The organism is Arthrobacter ipis (genome assembly GCF_014694315.1).
Classification (GTDB): domain Bacteria; phylum Actinomycetota; class Actinomycetes; order Actinomycetales; family Micrococcaceae; genus Arthrobacter; species Arthrobacter ipis.
Window position 1 is genome coordinate 535,950 of sequence record NZ_JAAOXD010000004.1, and the last position, 19,934, is coordinate 555,883.

Here is a 19,934-nt window from a genome sequence, read left to right on the forward strand (position 1 = left end):
ACAGAACATGGGGGATCTAGCAATAGATTTCTGTGGTGAATGGTACGAGCCCACCGGCGAGGACATCTTCAGCATCGGGCGTGAGGGCGACCTGGAAGTGGACGACAACCCGTACCTGCACCGGCGCTTCCTGCAGATCGCCAGGTATGACGGCATCTGGTGGCTCACCAATGTGGGCAGCCGGCTGTCCGCCACGGTGGCCGACGGATCCGGCGGCATGCAGGCGTGGCTCTCGCCCGGCGCCCGGCTGCCGCTCGTCTTCAGCCACACCAGCATCATTTTCACCGCAGGTCCCACCACCTATGAATTCGCCGTTCACCTGAAGACGCCGTCGTTCCGGCAGGAGACCAGCAGCGAAACCAGCGGCGGCGACACCACCATCGGCCCCGTGGTCTTCACGGATTCCCAGAAGGCCCTTATCGTGGCCCTGGCCGAACCGATGTTACGGCGCGAAGGCACCGGGTTCAGCGCCATTCCCTCCTCGGCGGAGGCGGCCCGGACCTTGGGCTGGGCCCTCACACGGTTCAACCGGAAGCTGGACAATGTGTGCGACAAACTGGACCGTGCCGGGGTAGCGGGCCTCCGGGGAGGCGGCGGGAAGCTGGCCACCAACCGGCGGGCACGCCTCGTCGAGCACGCTGTCACCTCTCACCTGGTCACCGCGGGCGACCTTGACCTCCTTGAAAAGATGCGCGGGGACAGCAAAGCATGAGGATCCGACTGACCCTGCGCCGGGACCCCGCCGAGGCCAAGGACCTGGCAGTCACTGTTGACGGCCGAGCCACCGTCGCGGACATCGCCACCGAGCTGTGGACGGCCGACCCAGCCCGGCGGCAGCAGCCCGCTCCGCGGAACCTTTCGCTCCGCATCGACGAGGCATTCGTGGCCGGCGGCATGCGCGGCATCGTCCTGGACCGGGCGGACAACCTCCTCGAGTCGGGACTGCGGCCCGGGTCGGTCGTTTCGCTCACCCAGGTCAGCGACCAGTTCGGGAACCCGAACGACGCCGGCCAGGCCGCAGACCGCGGCCCCGTCGCGGCGACGCTGCGCATAGTCTCCGGGCCCGACGTCGGACGGGAGTTTTCCCTGCCCTCCGGCACCAGCTACGTCGGACGGGACCGGGACGTGGACGTCCGGCTCACCGACCCCCTGACGTCGAAGCGGCACGCACGCATCACCGTGGGGGAGAGCATCGAGATCGTCGACACGAACTCCGCCAACGGCCTCCAGATGGACGGTCTGCCGGTCACCCGTGCCACGTTGAACTCCTCGGACACGGTCACGCTGGGAGACACCGAGCTCACCGTGGTGCCGCTGGCGCGCAGCGGCGCGGCAGCTCCGACGTCGCCCCTGGTCGACTTCAACCGCTCCCCGCGGGTGATCCCCCGGTTCGCCCCGGCCAAGCGTGTGCCCCCGGCCGGACCCAAGCGGCAGGAGCACCACCCGTTCCCCTACATCATGCTGATCGCCCCGCTGATGATGGGCGCGGTGCTGTTCGCGGTGACCCAGAACATGATGTCAGTACTGTTCATGCTGATGATGCCGCTGTTCATTGTGGGCCACTTCGTGGACCAGAAGCTGCAAAGCCAGCGCGAGCGCAAGGAACAGGTGAAGCAGTTCCGGGCGGCCATGGCCGCCTTCCGGCAGGACACCACCGAGCTGCAGCGCGTGGAGCGGGCCGTTCGGCTCCAGGAGGCGCCGTCCGTCAGTGACACCGTCGACTCCATTTACAAACTGGGTCCGCTGCTCTGGACCCACAGGCCGGAGCACTCCGGGTTCCTGGCGCTCCGGTTCGGGCTCGGCACAGTGCCGTCCAGGATTCCGTTCGAGGAGCCGAATTCCTCGGAAACCGGGACAGAGTTCCGGCGCGAGATTGAGGGCTGCCTGGACCAGTTCCGGCAGATCGAGGGCGTGCCAGTGGTTTCACAGCTGCGGACCGCCGGCTCGTTCGGCCTCGCCGGGCCGCGCGGACTCGTCGATGACGTGGCGCGGGGAGTGGTGCTCCAGCTCGTGGGCCTGCATTCCCCGGCGGAAGTAGCCGTTGCCGCCATCACCTCGGCCCGGTCCCGGGAACGCTGGAACTGGCTGCAGTGGCTGCCGCACGTCGGCTCGAGCCACAGCCCGGTCAGCGGCGACCACCTTGCTGCCGGCTCGGCAGGCGGCACCAGCCTGCTGTCCCGGCTCGAGGACCTCGTGGAACTCCGCGAAACTGCGATGCGTTCGCACGGCCCAGCGCAGGGTCCCGCGCACCGGCCGGGCATCCCCGAGGAATCCGCGGATGTTGCGGCGCCGGTGCTTCCGTCGGTGCTGGTAATCGTCGAGGACGACGCGCCGGTGGACCGCGGCCGGCTGACCCGGCTCGTGGAGCGCGGACCCGATACCGGTGTCCACGTCCTGTGGGTGGCTGCCGGCGTCGAATCCCTTCCGGCCGCCTGCCGTGACTTCCTGGTAGTGGACGGCGAGCACGGCAACACCATCGGCCAGGTCCGGCTGGGACGCCACACCTACCCCGTGAGCTGTGAAAGCCTCGACGCCGAACTGGCGGGCCAGCTGGCCCGCATGCTCTCGCCAGTGGTCGACGCCGGTAAACCCTTGGAGGACGACTCGAACCTGCCCCGCGCCGTCTCTTACGCGACGCTAATCGGCAAGGACTTCCTGGAAAATCCGCAGGCCGTGGCGGAACGCTGGCAGGAGAACAACTCCGTCCGCTCCACCGCCGTCGCCAACCGCAAGGACAACGGTTCGCTGCGTGCCCTGGTGGGTTCCAAGGGTGTGGAGCCACTCCACCTGGACCTCAAGAACGAGGGGCCACACGCGCTGGTGGGCGGCACCACCGGCGCCGGCAAGTCCGAGTTCCTGCAGTCGTGGGTGATGGGCATGGCTACCGCGTACAGCCCGGACCGGGTCAGCTTCCTGTTTGTGGACTACAAGGGCGGCGCCGCTTTTGCTGACTGCGTCCACCTGCCGCACACCGTGGGCCTGGTCACCGACCTCTCGCCGCACCTCGTGCGCCGCGCCCTGACCTCGCTGCGGGCTGAGCTCCACTACCGGGAACACCTGCTCAACAGGAAAAAGGCCAAGGACCTGCTCTCGCTCCAGCGCGAGGCGGATCCCGAGGCCCCGCCCTACCTCGTGATCGTGGTGGACGAATTCGCTGCCCTGGCCACCGAGGTGCCCGAGTTCGTGGACGGCGTCGTCGACGTCGCCGCCCGCGGCCGGTCCCTCGGGCTGCACCTGATCCTCGCCACCCAGCGCCCCGCCGGCGTCATCAAGGAAAGCCTCCGCGCCAACACGAACCTTCGGGTGGCGCTGCGGATGGCCGACGAGGACGACGCCACAGACATCCTGGGCGTGCCGGACGCGGCGTACTTCGACCCCTCCATCCCGGGCCGCGGCGCAGCGAAGACAGGTCCTGGCCGCATCCAGGGTTTCCAGACCGGTTACGCCGGCGGCTGGACCACCGAACGCCCGCAGCGTCCGCAGATCGACATCGTGGAAATGGCCTTCGGGTCCGGTCCTGCCTGGGAAGCACCGGCCCCCGACACTGCAGTGCAGGACGAACCGGCCGGGCCCAACGACATCGCAAGGATGACAGCCAACGTCATCGCCGCGGCGGACCTGCTGGCCATCGAACCGCCGCGGAAGCCCTGGCTCAACGAACTGGCCACTACTTACGACTTCTCGCTGCTGCCGAACCCACGCACCGACGCACGGCTCCTGCTGGGCGTTGCGGACGACCCCGCCCGCCAGGACCAGCCCACCGTCTTCTACGAACCGGACAAAGACGGCAACATGGCCATCTACGGCACGGGCGGCTCAGGCAAGTCCGCGGCCCTGCGGGGCATCGCCATCGCGGCTGCCGTCACCCCCCGCGGCGGCCCCGTCCACGTCTACGGAATCGATTGCGGCTCCGCCGGGCTCAAAATGCTCGAAGAATTGCCGCACGTGGGAGGGATCATCAACGGCGACGACGTGGAACGCGTGGGCAGGCTGCTGCGCTGGCTCAGCGACCTCGCCGAGGACCGGGCAGCCCGTTTCGCGGAGGTCCGCGCCTCCACCATCGGGGAATACCGCAAGCTCGCCGGCGTGCCGGATGAAAAGCGCATCTTCGTGCTGGTCGACGGCATGTCGGCCTTCCGCGAGGCCTATGAGTACAGCAAGCTCTCCGGCCTCTGGGACCTCTTCCTGCAGCTGGCGACCGACGGCCGTCCCCTGGGTATCCACCTCGTTGTTACCGGTGACCGCCCCAACTCCGTCCCGGCGTCGTTGCTTGCCTCCATCCAGCGCAGGCTGGTACTCCGGCTGAACGCCGAGGACGACTACCTGTCCATGGACGTGCCAAAGGACGTTCTGGGCCAGGTTTCGCCTCCGGGACGGGGGCTGCTGGGCGGCCACGAGGTTCAGCTCGCCGTCCTGGGCGGCAACTCGAACCTGGCGCTGCAGGCGCGCGAAGTCCACAAGCTCAGCGAGGCCATGCTCCGCCAGGGTGTGGAACGGGCTCCGGGGATCGAGCGGCTGCCCGAGCAGATCGACCTGGACATCCTGCCTGCCGGGCTGCCGGACCTTCCGGTGGTCGGCGTGGACGACGAAACGCTGCAGCCCGCCACACTTATGGCCAAGGGCCCGCTGCTGCTCGCCGGCCCCCCGGGCGCCGGCCGGACCGTGGCCCTGGTGACCATGGCCTACGCGCTGCGCCGGTCCAACCCCGGCACCGAGCTGGTTTACCTTGCCGCCAGGAAGTCCGCTGTGGCGTCCCTGCCGGTCTGGGACCGCTCGCTGGTGGGGGCCGACGACGTCGGGGAGGCGGTGGAAGCGCTCACGGACCACGCCTCGGCCAATCCGGGCAAGGTGGCCATCTTCATCGAGGGACTCACGGAGTTCACCGACACCCTCGCCGAGTCCGGCATAGGAAGGCTCGTGGCGGCGTCCATCAAGGCCGACCAGTGGGTGGTGGGGGAATCCGAAACGTCCACCTGGTCATCGGCCTGGTCGCTCGCGCAGCCGTTCAAGTCGGGCAGGAGGGGACTGCTGATCAACCCGGGCGACATCGACGGCGACAGCCTTCTCAATACGTCACTCGGACGGGTCGGCGCCGGCTTCATCCCGGGCCGCGGCTACATCGTCGGGAGGGGCAAGGTGCGCAAGCTCCAGATCGCGCTCCCGCCGGAAAACCGGCAGTAGTTGAGTATTAGTTAATTTGGTGCGCCGCGCGGGACTGTAGGAAGATACCCGGGACAACACTCGGCGCGGGAGGGTCCCGCGGCTGCAAAGGTACTCCATGATCCGTCTTCCTCTTCTGCGCGGGGCGCTAGTGCCCGGAATTGCCGCTGCCATGCTGGCCTTCACGGTTGTGACGGGCGCCGCCGGAGCTGCCCAGGCAGCCTGTGTGCCGGAGGGACCGTGCCCGGAGTCGCCTGCGCCTGTCGCTCCGCCGTCGTCCGGTTCCCCGGCTCCGGCCCCGACGACGACGGCGGCTCCCGTCGCGCCTTCTGCCCCCGCGCCGGCACCGGCCCCGAAAGCGCCGGCTCCTTCGCCGGCACCTTCGCCGGCTCAGGCGCCCGCACAGCCGGTGCAACCGGCGGCCCCAGCGGCGCCGGTTCGGCCCGTGGCGCCCGCGACGCGCATGGCTCCCGCACCCGTCGCACCGGCCCCCGCTCCCGCCGTCGTCCCGGCAGCGAACGCCGGGATTGTGGTCGCGGTCCCCGCGGCAACTCGGCCGGTGACCACCGCCTCCGCCAGTCCGGACCCGTCGTCGTCCGCGTTTTCTGCCGAGTCCAGCTGGACCAAACCGATCGCCACCCCCGCCGCCAGCCAGGCCGCCGCCGTCGTGGTCGCGGACAAGGGGTCCGGCCTGGGCATTTTCGGCCTGTTCGCCGTCATGGGCGGAGTCCTCCTGGTGGGTCTGGGCGGACTGGTCTTCGCCCTGCGGAGCCGGAACCGTCCCGGTCACTGGTAAAGGCTTTCGCCGGCGGCGGTTCTGACCGGGCACCCGGAATCCAAGGCATCCCCGGCACGGGCGGCCTGCAGCCTCGGCAAAATGTCCGGGCTGTAAGGCAAGATAGGTCTGTGAGCACACCATCAGGCCCCACAAAGCAGGTATCCAGCACAGAGCAGATATCCAGCACAGACAGCGCAGCCACCGCAACTGACCAGCTTGAGCCGGAAGCCATTCCCTCTGACCCGGTACGGGATGAGTACGAGAACCTGGCGGACCTCGTCCGGAAGTACCGGTTCGCGTACTACCAGGAGGACGAGCCGCTCGTTTCCGATGCCGAGTTCGATGCTCTCTTTCGCCGGCTGGAGGAACTCGAGGCGCTGCATCCGGAACTCGTTTCCAATGATTCGCCCACCCAGGAGGTTGGCGGGGAAGTGTCGGCGGCGTTTGCCGCCGTCGAACACCTCCAGCGGATGTACAGCCTGGAAGACGTGTTCTCCCTCGAGGAACTCCAGGCCTGGATCGCGAAGGCGGAGGCCGGGGTCGCCAAGTCAGGGAATCCGCAGGCTGCATGGCTGACTGAGCTGAAAATCGATGGCCTCGCCGTGAACCTGCTGTACCGGGACGGCAAGCTGGTCCGGGCAGCCACCCGCGGCGACGGCACCACCGGCGAGGACATCACGCACAATGTGCTCACCATCAAGGAGATCCCGCAGCAGCTCAGCGGCAGCGGCTTCCCCGCCGAAGTGGAAATCCGCGGCGAGGTGTTCATTCCGTCCAAGGCGTTCGCCGAATTCAACGAGGCGCTGATTGAGTCGGGCAAGGCGCCGCTGGCCAACCCGCGGAATGCCGCGGCCGGCTCGCTGCGCCAGAAGGACCCGGCCGAAACCGCCAAGCGCCCCCTGCAGATGTTCGTCCACGGGATCGGCGCCCGCGAGGGCCTGGAGGCCGCCAGCCAGTCGGAAACCTACCGGCTGTTGGCGGAGTGGGGACTGCCGGTCAGCCCGTACTTCGAGGTGCTCGGCAGCCCTGCCGAGGTGCTGGACTTCATCGCAAAATACGGGGACAAACGGCACAGCCTGCTCCACGAGATCGACGGCATCGTGGTGAAGATCGACGACTTCGCCACCCAGCGTGCTCTGGGCTACACCACGCGGGTTCCGCGCTGGGCTGTCGCCTACAAGTACCCGCCCGAGGAAGTGCACACCAAGCTCTTGGACATCGCCGTAAACGTCGGGCGTACCGGCCGCGTCACGCCGTTCGGGATCATGGAACCGGTCAAAGTGGCGGGCTCCACGGTGGGAATGGCGACGCTGCATAACCAGGACGTGGTCAAGGCCAAAGGCGTCAAGATCGGCGACATCGTGGTCCTGCGCAAGGCCGGTGACGTCATTCCGGAGATCGTCGGCCCGGTGCTGGCGCTCCGGGACCAGCAGGACCCGCCCGTGCGGGATTTTGTGATGCCCACGGAATGCCCGTCCTGCGGCACGCCGCTGGCACCCGGGAAGGAAGGCGACGTGGACATCCGCTGCCCCAACGCCAAGTCCTGCCCGTCGCAGCTGCGTGAGCGCGTGTTCCACGTTGCCAGCCGGGGAGCATTCGACATCGAAGCCCTGGGCTGGGAGGCTGCAGTCGCGCTGACCCAGCCGACGGAGCCTGAGGTCCCGCCGCTGGTCAGCGAAGCGGCCCTTTTCGACCTGACGCCCGAGGACCTGGAACCGGTGAAGATCCGGCGCGAGAAGCGGTCCAAGGGTGTTCCCACCGGCGAGTTCGAGCTGGTGCCCTACTTCTACAGCAAGGGCACGGCCAAGACGCCGTCCAAGCCCACAGCCACCACCGGGAAGCTCTTCAACGAACTCGAAAAGGCCAAGACCCAGCCGCTGTGGCGCGTCCTGGTGGCGCTCTCCATCCGGCACGTCGGCCCCCGCGCATCGCGAGCCCTGGCTAACCACTTCGGCACCATGGACGCCATCCGGCAGGCCTCCGAGGAGGAGCTCGCGGGGGTGGACGGCGTCGGCCCCACGATCGCAGCCGCACTCAAGGAATGGTTCGCCGAGGACTGGCACGTCGAAATCATCGACCGCTGGGCAGCCGCCGGAGTCCGGATGAAGGACGAGCGGGACGAGTCCACACCGCGCACCCTCGAGGGGCTGAGCGTAGTGGTCACCGGGACCCTGGAAGGCTTCAGCCGCGACGAGGCCAAGGAGGCCATCCTGGTCCGCGGCGGCAAGGCGGCAGGGTCGGTGTCGAAGAAGACCAGCTATCTGGTGGCCGGTGACAACGCCGGCACCAAGCGGGACAAGGCCGAGCAGTTGGGTGTGCCCATCCTGGACGAGGACGGTTTCCGGGAGCTGCTGGCCAACGGGCCCGGCATCGCGGACGCAGATGGTGCTGCTGACGGAGCTGGCACTTGGGAAGCTGAAGCCCCGGCTGAGGCTCCTGAGGCAACGCCGCACCCGGCCGACGGGGAAGATTCCGAGTGACACCGGATATTGCAAACACCTCAGAGGTGACCGGGCTCCTCGCCGTGGCCAAGGCGGCCGCGGCTGCCGGTGCCGGTGTCCTTGGCGAACGCAGCAACGGCGCCCTGGACTCCGGGACCGTGACCAACAAGGGCGAAGCCGGTGACTGGGTTACCGCCTTCGATGTGGCCGCCGAGGAAGCCGTGCGCACCGCCATCCGCAGTGCGCGGCCGGACGACGTGATCACCGGCGAGGAGCACGGGACAACACGTCCCGAGAAACCGACCGGGCTGCGGTGGTCCATTGACCCGCTCGACGGCACCACCAACTTCATCCGCAACATCGTCTATTACGCCACGTCGGTGGCTGTTGCCGATTCCGACGGCGTCTGGCTGGCCGGCGTCGTGCACGCGCCCGCGCTGGGGCGTGTGTATTACGCCTCGAGGGGCCAGGGCGCGTGGCTGGAACAGGACGGGAAGCGGGTGCAGCTCACTGGTCCTGTTCCCGGCCGCGGCGGCCAGATCCTGTCCACCGGCTTCAGCTATGACCCGGAGGTGCGCGCGGAGCAGTTCGCGGCGCTGGGCGGCTTCGTGGACGGCTTCGCCGACGTGCGCCGGCTCGGCTCGGCCGCCCTGGACCTGTGCATGGTTGCGGACGGAACAGTCGATGCCTTCGGCGAGCGGGGCCTGAACGAGCACGACTTCGCCGCGGGCGCGCTGGTGGCCGAGGAGGCCGGCTGCTGGGTGCGGCGCCCCCGGCTCACCAGCCCGCTTGAAGGAGGGCCCTCCGCTGAGGAACGGCTGTCCGCCTGGACATGCGCGGGAACGCTCGAGATGTCCGGCAAGTTCCCGCTGTAGCAGGGTGCTTCACATGGACGGTTCGGAGCCGCTGCCCGGGCCGAACGCGGCCCGGGTGGTTCACATTTGCGGCGGCGTCAGGTTGTAGCGCGCAATGATGTCCGGCAGCCAGGGCGCTTCGGCGAAGCGCAGACCGAAGTGGGCCGCGAGTTTCTCGACGGTCTCGGGGTCCGGCAGTCCGGCTTCGATGTGGTTGGCAAGGCCCCAGAAGAAGTGCTCGAATCCGGCGGGGCTGATCACCTCAATCATGCGGGCGGGCACCTTACCCGCGTTCCACATGGTGTGAAGTTCATTCCGTGGCTTGGTGATGTACCCGCCCGCACCCAGGACCGCCTCGCGGTCACCGGAGCGGAACCCTATTTCGCCCTCAAGGACGATCGAGTACTCGTCTTCGCGGGTGTGGATATGCGGCGGTACCAGCGCGCCAACCGGGAACGGGTGCTCCACGATGGACAGTTGCTGGTTGGTGTCCTCGCCAAGGAGCTTGAACACGACGCCGATCCCGCCGAGTTGCGCTTCCCTGCCCTGTCCGGGCTGCACGACGGTCAGCCGCGGAGCCCCTTCCTCGTTCATGGGCTCTTCCCTTCATTGGATGGTGTGCGGTGCAGGAATTATCGTCCCGCCAACCGTTCGGGTCTACACCCAAAACAAAGCAGGGGCATCCCGCATCCGTCAGGCCGGCACTGATAGATCAGTCACGGATACAGCTGTTTCGCGGGGCGCATAGGTCTGCCGGCACTACCATTGACGGGTGCAGCCGCAGATCACCGTCCGTCCCGCAGTCCCCGCCGACTTTGCGGCCATCGCCCGCATCACCCGGGACGCCTATCTGGCGGCGGGCTATTTCGAGACCGCGGACCACCCGTACATGAAGCAGATCCAGGACGTCGCCACCCGCGCAGGCCGGTCAACCATCTGGGTGGCGGAGCGGGTCGGCCAAATCGTCGGTTCGGTGACCTTGGCGCTGGCCGGCGAGAAGTATGCCGATATCGCGCTTGACGACGAGCTTGAGTTCCGCATGCTGGTGGTGGATCCGGCCGTGCAGCGCAGCGGCGCCGGCCTGGCCATGGTCGAAGCGATCATTGCGCACGCCAGATCACTGGACGGGATCGGTGCCGTGGCACTGACCACCGGCGGAGACTGGGAGAGCGCCCACGGGCTGTACCGGAAGACCGGCTTCCGACGGGTGCCCGAGCGCGACTGGTTCGTGCCCGGCACCGACATAAAGCTGCTGGTTTTCAGGCTCGACGTCCACGCCGCCTAGGCTGGAGCCGACTTAAAACCCCTAGTGAAAGGCGCAGCAGCATGCGCAAGACGTTCGGCACCGGCTCGGTCTGGGAACAGAAGCTCGGGTACTCCCGCGCTGTCCAGGTGGACAACACGCTCTACATTTCGGCCACCTCTGCCAGCGGCGAGAACGGCATCGTCGGCAACGACTTCTACGAGCAGACCCAGTTCATTCTGCAGAAGCTGGAGACGGTCCTGGCTGACGCCGGATTCGCGCTCGCCGACGTCGTGCAGTCGAAGCTGTACCTGACGGACATAAGCAAGTGGGAGGACGCCGGCCGTGCGCACGGCGAGGTCTTCGGCGAGATCCGCCCCACGCTGTCCCTGATCCATGTGCTGCCGTTCCTGGACCCGGAAATGCTCGTGGAGATCGAACTCGTCGCGCAGAAGAGCGCCAGCTAGAACTTCCCCACCTCAAGCGCGAACTGGCAGCAGATGCCCTCAAATCCCGGTTCTGAGGGCTTTACCTGCCAGTTCGCGCTCTAGGACGCCGGGAGACCGTAGCGGTGTTCGGGCCGGCCGGTGGTGCCATAGCGGAGCTGGATCTCGACGGCGCCGTCGTCCGCGAGCGAGGAGAGGTACCGCTGCGCGGTGGCCCGGGACACGCCCACCCGCCGGGCGACGTCGGCCGCCGAGTACTGCTCGCCGGGCACCAGCGATTCCAGCACCGCAGCCTCCGTCGCGGATCTCGGCTTGGCCGACGGCGAGACGTCACCCGGAATGAGCGCCCGCTTCGCCCGCTCCACGGTGTCCTGGTCCAGGGAACCGGGCTGGCCGAGGATCCGCCGGTACCGGGCATAGGAGCGCAGTTGCTGCGACAGGGATTCGGCCGTGAAGGGCTTGAGCAGGTATCCGAGGGCGCCGCGCCGGAACGCCGTCCGCAGCGACGCGGCGTCCGACGCCGCACTGAGAATCATCGTGTCCACGTCCAGTTGATGCAGGAGGTCAAGGCCCGAGGCGTCCGGCAGGTAGACGTCCAGCAGCACCAGGTCCGGGCGCAGGCTGTGGATGGACTGAAGCGCCAATGACGCCGAACCCGCCGGGGGCAGCGCCAGGAACCCGGCCACGGAATCCACATAGGCGGCGTGGAGCTTGGCGACGTGGAAGTCGTCATCCACGATCAGCACCCTGAAATCCTCAGACATCCTCGTCCTTCCGTCCGGTATTCATCGTCTTTGCACGCCCGTCAGTCTTTGCGCGCCGTGGTGGTGCCCGGCAGCGTGGCCATGAACACCGCACCGGGTCCGCCGGCGTTGCCGGGTTCGAGCACCGTGACGTCGCCCCCGCGCCGCCGCGCCAGCTGCCGCGCCAACGCCAGGCCCAAGCCCTGGCCACCGGCGCGGCCCTGTCCCTGGAGAGCGCTGCCGGCCGCCGTCGTGAACCCCTCGGCGAACACCGCCTCGGGGTTGCCGCCGTCGGGCAGCCCGTCGCCGGAATCCGCGACGACGACGTGCAGGGTGCCGCCGCCGTCGCCCTCGTTGTCCAGCAGCTCAAGCTCCACCCACCGCTCGGCGGCTGTGCCGGCCACCGCCGCGTTGACCGCGTTATCGATCAGGTTTCCGAGCACCGTGGTAACGTCCTGCGGCTCCGTCACCTGGCCCCGCACCAGCGTTTCCGGCCCGATCCGCAACGATACGCCCCGCTCGTCGGCCTCCACGCCCTTGGCGCCGATGAAGGCCTGGAGATACGGGTCCTGCAACAGTTCGGCCTGGTCTACGGGGAACTTCAGCGGGCCTGTGGCGGCGAGCCGCTCAAGGTAATTGCGCGCCTGCTGGTGCTGGCCGATGCTCATGAACCCGGCGATCGTGTGCAGCTGGTTGGCGAACTCGTGCCGCTGCGCACGCAGCGCGGTGGACATGGTGCCCACGGCGTCGAGCTGGCGGGTCAGGTGCTGGAGCTCGGTGCGGTCACGGAGCATGACCACCCAGCCCAGGTCTTCGCGGCGGTGCAGCGCCTTCCGCGCGCTGGCCACGAGGACCTGCTCGCCCGCAACCAGTTCCGCGGCCTCGCCCTCACGGGCGTCGGGCAGAGTGAGGGCCCTGAGTCGGGCCGGTACCGGGGCGTCCTGCCAGAGCTGGCCGGAAAGGTCGGGCTGGCCAAGGAGGCGCTGGGCCGCGGCGTTGAACACGCTGATCCGGCCGTCAGCGGAGATGCCCACAACCCCCTCGTCGACCCCTTCCAGGACCGCCACCTGGTCGTGCACCAGCGCGCCGATTTCCTCCGGTTCCAGGCCGAGCGTGAGCCGCTGCAGCCGGCGGCGGAGAAGGAACGACGCCAGGACACCGGCGGCCAGCGAGCCGGCCGCGGTCAGTACGATCGGCACGATGTCCCGGGCCAGGCTCTGGCCAATGGACTCGGTTGAATAGCCGACGCTGACCTCGCCCACCACAGCACCCGACCCGGAACCCGACCCGGAACCCGGCGCAAAAACAGGTACCTTCGCCCCGGCCGACGGGCCCAGCGTGCCGGTGTTGCGGGTGGTCACCTCGCGGCCGGCAAGCGCTTCGGACGGGTCCGTACTTACGCGCTCGCCCAGCCGGTCGGCGTCGGGGTGGGCCAGCCGCAGCCCCGTTTCGTCGGTGATCACGACGAACAGGGCCCCGGTTCTGGCCCGGGCGCCCTCGGCCACCGCCATGAGCGGCCCGGCCTTCAGTTGTGCGGGCGGGGGAGTGCCGGGCTGCCGGCTGATGGCCTGCACGTTGGCGCGGACCGACGGGTCCGAGGCCACGGTCCGGGCCAGGGTCAGCGCCTGGTTTTCAGCCTCGCGGCCCAGCCGTTCGAACGTCAGCCACGCATGCACCGCGCCGCTCAGGAGCACAACGAGGAGCACCACGCCCAGCTGCAGGAGCAACGTCTGGGTGGAGAACCTGAGCGGAAGCCTGCCGGCGGGGCTCATGATGGCACTCCTTCGTGGGTTGGGGGAGCTGCGGGGCGGTTTTGGGCCGGCAGCGGGGCGTGTGAGCAGAATGAGCAAAATGCTCCCAATAAGCAGTATGCCAATCAATTGAGCCAAAGGCACTGCCGTGACCGGGGCCACTCTAACGTCTGTAGTACGCATCACACCGGGGTGGTGCTGTTCACTTAGAAGGAGCCGGCTGTGCTGGTATTACTTGGATTCGCCATGATCGCGGTTTTCATGGTGCTGATCATGACGAAGAAGTTGACGCCAGTGCTGGCGCTGATCATCGTCCCCACCATTTTCGGTCTGTTCGCAGGCGCCGGCCTCGGCATCGGTGACATGGTCATGGACTCAATGAAGTCCATGACCTCCACCGCCGCACTGCTGATGTTCGCCATCATCTACTTCGGCCTGATGATCGACGTCGGACTGTTCGATCCGCTGGTCCGGTTCATTCTGCGCAAGCTCGGCAATGACCCGGCCAAGGTGGTCCTGGGCACCGCGCTCCTGGCCGCTGCCGTGTCGCTCGACGGCGACGGCTCCACCACCTTCATCCTCACCACGGCCGCCATGCTTCCGATCTACCTCCGCCTGAAGATGAGCCCTGTGGTCCTCACCTGTGTGGCCGGCCTGGCCAACGGCACCATGAACATCGTGCCTTGGGGCGGCCCCACCGCCCGCGCCGCCAGCGCCCTGAAGATCGACGTCAACGAGGTCTTCGTCCCCATGATTCCGTCGCTGATCGCCGGCCTCGCCGTCGTCCTGGTCTTCGCCTGGGTGCTGGGCCTGCAGGAACGCAACCGCCTCCGCACCACGCAGCCGGAAATCTGGGGCGTGCCCAACACTGCTGAAGGGTTCGACGGCGGAGCTCCCGCCGGCGGCGGCCGCACCGGTTTCGGCCGCGGTGGTTCGGGCCGCGCTACCGCACCTGTTCCCGCAACCGGCGGCCCCGCCGTCGGCGGTTCCTCCGACGGTTCGTCGGTTGCAGTCCTGGAACGCACCGAGACCCTGGTTGTTGACAGCGACACCGCCATGGCGGACACCGCATTGGACCCCAACCGCAAGACCCTGCGCCCCAAGCTGCAGTGGTTCAACCTGGCCCTCACCGTCGCCGTCATGGGCATGCTCATCGCGGACCTCGTGCCGCTGCCGTACGTCTTCATGGTTGGCTCGGCCATCGCCCTGCTGGTGAATTTCCCGCACGTCAAGGACCAGGGCGCCCAGCTCGTGGCCCACGCACCTTCGATCGTCGCCGTCGTCAGCATGGTCATGGCCGCCGCAGTCCTCACCGGCGTCCTGACCGGCACCGGCATGGTTGAGGCCATGTCCGCGTGGCTGGTGCAGATCATCCCGTCCAGCATGGGTCCGTTCATGGCCGTCATCACCGGCGTGCTCAGCATCCCTATGACGTTCTTCATGAGCAACGACGCCTTCTACTTCGGCGTGCTGCCCGTCCTGAGCGAGACCGCCGCCCACTACGGCATCAGCGGGGCAGAGATGGCCCGTGCCTCCATCACCGGCCAGCCGTTCCACATGCAGAGCCCGCTGGTTCCCGCCATCCTGCTCCTGGTCTCCCTGGCCAAGGTGGACCTGGGCGACCACCACAAGAAGGTCCTCTGGAGGAGCGCAGTAGTAGCCCTCGTCATGCTGGCAGTAGCAGTCCTGACCGGAGCCATCGGCATCCACTAGAAGGCCGAGAAACACCACCGGTACCAAAATAATAGGAAGCAGAGTGCGGAAGAGATTTCCGCGCTCTGCTCTTCTTTGTCTTGTTGCCGGGTAAACGCCCTGCCAAGAGAGGCACATCGGTATCGGGACGGACATCCGGAAGCGTGCGTCAAAGCGAGGAACGAGCAGCACGCGGAGGATCGTCCGGCCTGAGGCCGGAAGGCGACCACTACCGCCGAGCGAGTGCGGAGTGGCAGGGCAACGTGACAGTAGACTAGTCCGGAAACCCATTCCGAACTTGCAGGGAGATCCATGGCTGCGATCAACCGTGACGACGTCGCGCACCTAGCGCGGCTTGCGCACATTGAGATGAGTGCTGAAGAGCTGGACAGGATGGCCGGCGAACTTGCCGTCATCGTAGACGCGGTGAAATCCGTGAGTGAGGCCGCAGGTGACGGTGTTCCCGCAACTTCGCACCCGATTCCGCTGAGCAACGTGTTCCGCGAGGATGTGGTGGGCCACACTTTCACCGCCGAGCAGGCACTCTCCGGCGCTCCGGACTCGGACGCAGACCGCTTCAAGGTCCCGGCAATCCTGGATGAGGACTAGAACATGACTGAAACCAACAGCACGGAACTCATCCGTCTGTCCGCAGCCCAGCTGGCCGCGAAGCTTGCCGCCCGCGAGGTAACCGCCGTCGAGGTCACCCAGGCGCACCTGGACCGCATCGCCGCCGTCGACGGCGGAGAACGCGGCGTCAACGCGTTTCTGCACGTCAACACGGAGGAAGCACTCGCCGTCGCCGCCGAGGTGGACGCCATCCGCGCAGCTGGCGGACAGGCCGCCGAGGAGCTGCACGAGCTCGCCGGCGTACCGATCGCCGTCAAGGACCTCATCGTCACCATCGGCCAGCCCACCACGGCCGGCTCCAAGATCCTCGAAGGCTGGCACAGCCCGTACGACGCCACCGTCGTCAAGAAGCTGCGCGCCGCGAAGATGCCGATCCTGGGCAAGACCAACCTGGACGAGTTCGCCATGGGCTCCTCCACCGAGCACTCGGCCTTCGGCCCCACCCGCAACCCGTGGGACCTGGACCGCATCCCAGGCGGTTCGGGTGGCGGGTCGGCAGCCGCCGTCGCAGCCTTCGAAGCGCCGCTGGCCCTCGGCACGGACACCGGCGGATCCATCCGCCAGCCCGGCGCCGTCACCGGCACCGTGGGCGTCAAGCCCACCTACGGCGGCGTGTCCCGCTACGGCGCCATCGCCATGGCGTCCTCCCTGGACCAGATCGGCCCCGTCTCCCGCACCGTCCTGGACTCGGCTTTGCTGCAGCAGGTCATCGGCGGCCACGACCCGCACGACTCCACCTCCCTGCCCGACCCGCTGGGCGACCTTGTGGCCGCGGCGCGCCTCGGCAACGTGGACGGCATGAAGATCGGCATCATCAAGGAGCTCCATGGCGAGGGCTACCAGGCCGGCGTCGAGAACCGCTTTAACGAATCCCTCGAGCTGCTGAAGGAGGCGGGCGCGGAGATCGTTGAGGTGTCCTGCCCCAACTTCCAGTACGCGCTGGGCGCCTACTACCTGATCATGCCGTCCGAGGCCTCCTCCAACCTGGCCAAGTTCGACGGCGTGCGCTACGGCCTGCGGGTGCTCCCCGAGGAGCCGCCGCTGACCATCGAGCGTGTCATGGGCGCCACCCGCGCCGCCGGATTCGGCGATGAGGTCAAGCGCCGCATCATCCTTGGCACGTACGCGCTGTCCGCCGGCTACTACGACGCCTACTACGGCTCCGCCCAGAAGGTGCGCACGCTCATCCAGCACGACTTCGACGCTGCCTTCGAAAAGGCCGACGTCCTGATTTCCCCTACGGCGCCCACCACGGCGTTCAAGCTGGGCGAGAAGCTGGACGACCCGCTGGCCATGTACCTCAACGACGTCGCCACCATCCCCGCCAACATGGCCGGCGTCCCCGGCCTGTCCCTGCCCGGCGGCCTGGCCGACGAGGACGGACTGCCTGTCGGCATCCAGTTGCTGGCACCGGCTCGCGAGGACGCCCGCCTCTACCGGGTGGGCGCTGTCCTGGAATCCCTGCTGGAAGCGAAATGGGGCGGCCCGCTGCTGGACAAGGCCCCCGAACTGGCTAGCCCGGTGGTTGAGCACGTCGAAACCTTCGAAACCCAGGAGGCAAAATAATGAGCACCGATGCAACCCTGAGCTTCGAAGAAGCCATGGAGAAGTACGACCCCGTCCTGGGGTTCGAGGTCCACGTTGAACTCAACACGAAGACCAAAATGTTCTCCTCCGCGCCCAACGTGTTCGGCGACGAGCCCAACACCAACGTCAACGAGGTGGACCTGGGCATGCCCGGCGTCCTGCCGGTGGTGAACAAGACCGCGGTGGAGTCCTCCATCAAGATCGGCCTGGCGCTGAACTGCAAGATCGCCGAGTCCTGCCGCTTCGCCCGAAAGAACTACTTTTACCCGGACACCCCCAAGAACTTCCAGACGTCCCAGTACGACGAGCCGATCGCGTACGACGGATACCTGGACATCGAGCTCGAGGACGGCACCGTGTTCCGCGTCGAGATCGAACGCGCGCACATGGAGGAGGACGCCGGCAAGCTGACCCACCTCGGCGGCTCGGCCGGACGCATCCAGGGCGCCGAATACTCGCTGGTTGACTACAACCGTGCAGGCGTTCCGCTCGTCGAGATCGTCACCAAGCCGATCGAGGGAGCCGGTTCCCGCGCCCCCGAGCTCGCCAAGGCCTATGTGGCCGCCGTGCGTGAAATCGTCAAGAACCTCGGCGTCTCGGACGCCAAGATGGAGCGCGGCAACGTCCGCTGCGACGCCAACGTCTCGCTGCGTCCGCACGGCCGCGAACGCTTCGGCATCCGCTCCGAGACGAAGAACGTGAACTCGCTGCGCGCCGTCGAACACGCCGTCCGCTACGAGATCCAGCGCCACGCCGCCGTCCTGGACTCCGGCGAGCCGGTTATCCAGGAAACGCGCCACTGGCACGAGGACACGCGCACGACGACGTCGGGCCGGGCAAAGTCCGACGCCGACGACTACCGCTACTTCCCGGAGCCGGACCTGGTTCCCGTGGTTCCCTCCCGGGAATGGGTGGAGGAGATCCGCCAGACGCTGCCCGAGCCGCCAGCTGAGCGCCGCAAGCGGCTGAAGCAGGACTGGGGCTACTCGGACCTGGAGTTCCGCGACGTCGTCAACGCCGGCGTGCTGGACGAGATCGAGGAAACCATCACCGCCGGCGCGACGGCTTCCGTGGCCCGCAAGTGGTGGATGGGCGAGATCGTGGGCCGCGCCAAGAACGCCGACGTCGACCCCGGCCAGCTGGGCGTCACGCCGGCCACCATCGTGGAACTCAGCAAGATGGTGGAAGCGGGCAAGATCAACAACAAGATGGCCTCCGCGGTGCTGGACGGCGTCCTCGCCGGCGAAGGCACCCCGGCTGAGGTAGTCGAGAAGCGCGGCCTCGCCGTGGTGTCCGACGACGGCCCGCTCCTGGAAGCCATCGATGCAGCCCTGGCCGCTCAGCCCGACGTCGCGGAGAAGATCCGCGGCGGCAAGGTGCAGGCCATCGGCGCCATCGTGGGCGGCGTCATGAAGGCCACCCGCGGCCAGGCAGACGCCGGACGCGTGCGCGAGCTGATCCTGGAGAAGCTCGGCGTGACCGCCTGAGTACTCCATCCAACTGGGTCGCAGTTTAACGTCGTTTTGAGTGCTCATAACGACAACAACTGCGACCCAGTTTGGTTTAACCAGTTGGGTTTAACCGTGGCTGAGCCGGGCCATGATGTCCTGCAGCGCCTCGCACACCACCCGGACCGAGGCGCGCTTGAGGTTTTCCGGGCGCGCCAGGATATCGATCCGGCGCCGGGTGCTGATCCCGTGCAGCGGCCGCAGCACAATGTCCGGATTCAGCACCGGCCGCGCAGTGTGGCGCGGCAGCAGGCCGATCACGCTTCCTGATGCGACCAGCGCCGCCACCGTGGAGTAGTCGTTGATCCGGTGCACGATGTTCAACTCCCGGCTGGAGACCGCGGCGACGGCGGACAGCACGTCCGCGGGGGAGTAGCCGGTGCGGCTGGTCACCCAAGGTTCGCCGACGACGTCGGACGCCGTCAGCGCCGCCTGACCGGCCAGGCGGTGGCCGGCCGGCAGCGCCACGTCCAGCGGCTCATGGGCCAGCGGTATCACCGCCACCCTTTCCTCCGGCCACTTGGGGCTGTGGTCCATCCGGTGCGCCAGCACAAGGTCGTACCGCGCCGTCAGCGCGGGAAAATCCTGCTGCGCCACGTCCTCGTCAGAGAGCAACACCTTTGGCTTGTCGGGGCCGTCCAGGAGCCGGGCGAGCGGCGCAAACAGCGCCTGCCCCGCGCTGTGGAACCCGCTCACCGTCACCGGCGCCACCGTGGAGCCGTGGTACGCGCCGATCGCCATCCGCGCGTCGGCCATGGCGCTGACGACGGCGGCACCGGCATCCGCGAGCACCTGGCCGGCCTCTGTAAGGACCAGGTTCCGGCCCTCCTTGCGGGTCAGCGGAACCTCAACGCTTTTCTGCAGCTGGGCAAGCTGCTGGGACACGGCGGAGGGCGTGACGAGCAGGGTGTCGGCGACGGCCTTGACGCTTCCGAGCGCGCCAAGCTCGCGCAGCATTTCGAGCTGGTGGATCTCCATGCGCCCATCCTATTCCTTAGCAATTCCTTAATCGTCGATTGAGAAAATTCCCCTTGTGCTAATGGGTCGAAGGTGGCTCTAATGAAGGGAGAATTCCCGCATGCCACCGCATGCCGAACGTTA

At 67.7% G+C, this 19,934-nt stretch carries 15 protein-coding genes; 11 read left to right on the forward strand and 4 right to left on the reverse strand.

The genetic code is table 11. The annotated features are described in order from the left end of the window. Positions 1-7 precede the first annotated feature (7 nt). The 5 genes from G9E11_RS14380 to G9E11_RS14400 all read left to right on the forward strand — a co-directional run bounded on the left by G9E11_RS14380 (position 8) and on the right by G9E11_RS14400 (position 9,254). Entirely contained in the window at positions 8-712 is a 705-nt protein-coding gene (locus G9E11_RS14380; protein ID WP_190606809.1) for a hypothetical protein, read from the forward strand. Then, a complete protein-coding gene (locus tag G9E11_RS14385; protein ID WP_190606811.1) occupies positions 709-5,181 on the forward strand; it encodes an FtsK/SpoIIIE domain-containing protein in 4,473 nt (1,490 codons plus the stop codon). Before G9E11_RS14380 ends, G9E11_RS14385 begins: the two co-directional genes overlap by 4 nt. 442 nt (positions 5,182-5,623) lie before the next feature. Further along, positions 5,624-5,956, forward strand: a complete 333-nt coding sequence (locus tag G9E11_RS14390) for a hypothetical protein (RefSeq protein WP_190606814.1) — start codon at positions 5,624-5,626, stop codon at positions 5,954-5,956. Positions 5,957-6,066: 110 nt separating this feature from the next. Beyond that, positions 6,067-8,418, forward strand: a complete 2,352-nt coding sequence (gene ligA / locus G9E11_RS14395) for an NAD-dependent DNA ligase LigA (RefSeq protein WP_190606816.1) — start codon at positions 6,067-6,069, stop codon at positions 8,416-8,418. After that, positions 8,415-9,254: an inositol monophosphatase family protein gene (locus G9E11_RS14400; protein WP_190606818.1), complete on the forward strand. Its 840-nt coding sequence runs from the start codon at positions 8,415-8,417 to the stop codon at positions 9,252-9,254. Before ligA ends, G9E11_RS14400 begins: the two co-directional genes overlap by 4 nt. A 60-nt stretch (positions 9,255-9,314) precedes the next feature. On the opposite strand, the gene G9E11_RS14405 is transcribed toward G9E11_RS14400, so the two are convergent. Continuing rightward, complete coding sequence (locus tag G9E11_RS14405) at positions 9,315-9,827, reverse strand: cupin domain-containing protein (protein WP_190606821.1); 513 nt, start codon at positions 9,825-9,827, stop codon at positions 9,315-9,317. Positions 9,828-10,005: 178 nt separating this feature from the next. On the opposite strand from G9E11_RS14405, the gene G9E11_RS14410 reads away from it, so the two are divergent. After that, entirely contained in the window at positions 10,006-10,518 is a 513-nt protein-coding gene (locus tag G9E11_RS14410) for a GNAT family N-acetyltransferase (RefSeq protein WP_190606823.1), read from the forward strand. 41 nt (positions 10,519-10,559) lie between these two features. After that, positions 10,560-10,943: a RidA family protein gene (locus tag G9E11_RS14415; RefSeq protein WP_190606825.1), complete on the forward strand. Its 384-nt coding sequence runs from the start codon at positions 10,560-10,562 to the stop codon at positions 10,941-10,943. 80 nt (positions 10,944-11,023) lie between these two features. Here G9E11_RS14415 and G9E11_RS14420 read toward each other — a convergent pair whose 3' ends face one another. Continuing rightward, positions 11,024-11,686, reverse strand: a complete 663-nt coding sequence (locus G9E11_RS14420; protein WP_190606827.1) for a response regulator — start codon at positions 11,684-11,686, stop codon at positions 11,024-11,026. A 41-nt stretch (positions 11,687-11,727) separates the two neighbouring features. After that, a complete protein-coding gene (locus G9E11_RS14425; protein ID WP_190606829.1) occupies positions 11,728-13,437 on the reverse strand; it encodes a sensor histidine kinase in 1,710 nt (569 codons plus the stop codon). A gap of 201 nt (positions 13,438-13,638) precedes the next feature. Between G9E11_RS14425 and G9E11_RS14430 the strand changes: the two genes are divergently transcribed. The 4 genes from G9E11_RS14430 to gatB all read left to right on the forward strand — a co-directional run bounded on the left by G9E11_RS14430 (position 13,639) and on the right by gatB (position 18,812). Then, positions 13,639-15,129 carry a CitMHS family transporter gene (locus G9E11_RS14430; protein WP_190606831.1) on the forward strand — a complete coding sequence of 497 codons (1,491 nt, stop codon included), beginning with the start codon at positions 13,639-13,641 and terminating at the stop codon, positions 15,127-15,129. A gap of 291 nt (positions 15,130-15,420) precedes the next feature. Continuing rightward, positions 15,421-15,717: an Asp-tRNA(Asn)/Glu-tRNA(Gln) amidotransferase subunit GatC gene (gene gatC, locus G9E11_RS14435; protein WP_190606833.1), complete on the forward strand. Its 297-nt coding sequence runs from the start codon at positions 15,421-15,423 to the stop codon at positions 15,715-15,717. A gap of 3 nt (positions 15,718-15,720) precedes the next feature. Beyond that, positions 15,721-17,304 carry an Asp-tRNA(Asn)/Glu-tRNA(Gln) amidotransferase subunit GatA gene (gatA, locus tag G9E11_RS14440; protein ID WP_190606835.1) on the forward strand — a complete coding sequence of 528 codons (1,584 nt, stop codon included), beginning with the start codon at positions 15,721-15,723 and terminating at the stop codon, positions 17,302-17,304. Beyond that, positions 17,304-18,812, forward strand: coding sequence for an Asp-tRNA(Asn)/Glu-tRNA(Gln) amidotransferase subunit GatB (gene gatB / locus G9E11_RS14445; RefSeq protein WP_190606837.1), 1,509 nt, complete (start codon positions 17,304-17,306; stop codon positions 18,810-18,812). Before gatA ends, gatB begins: the two co-directional genes overlap by 1 nt. A gap of 90 nt (positions 18,813-18,902) precedes the next feature. On the opposite strand, the gene G9E11_RS14450 is transcribed toward gatB, so the two are convergent. After that, positions 18,903-19,811: a LysR family transcriptional regulator gene (locus G9E11_RS14450; RefSeq protein ID WP_190606839.1), complete on the reverse strand. Its 909-nt coding sequence runs from the start codon at positions 19,809-19,811 to the stop codon at positions 18,903-18,905. Between the last annotated feature and the right edge of the window lie 123 nt (positions 19,812-19,934).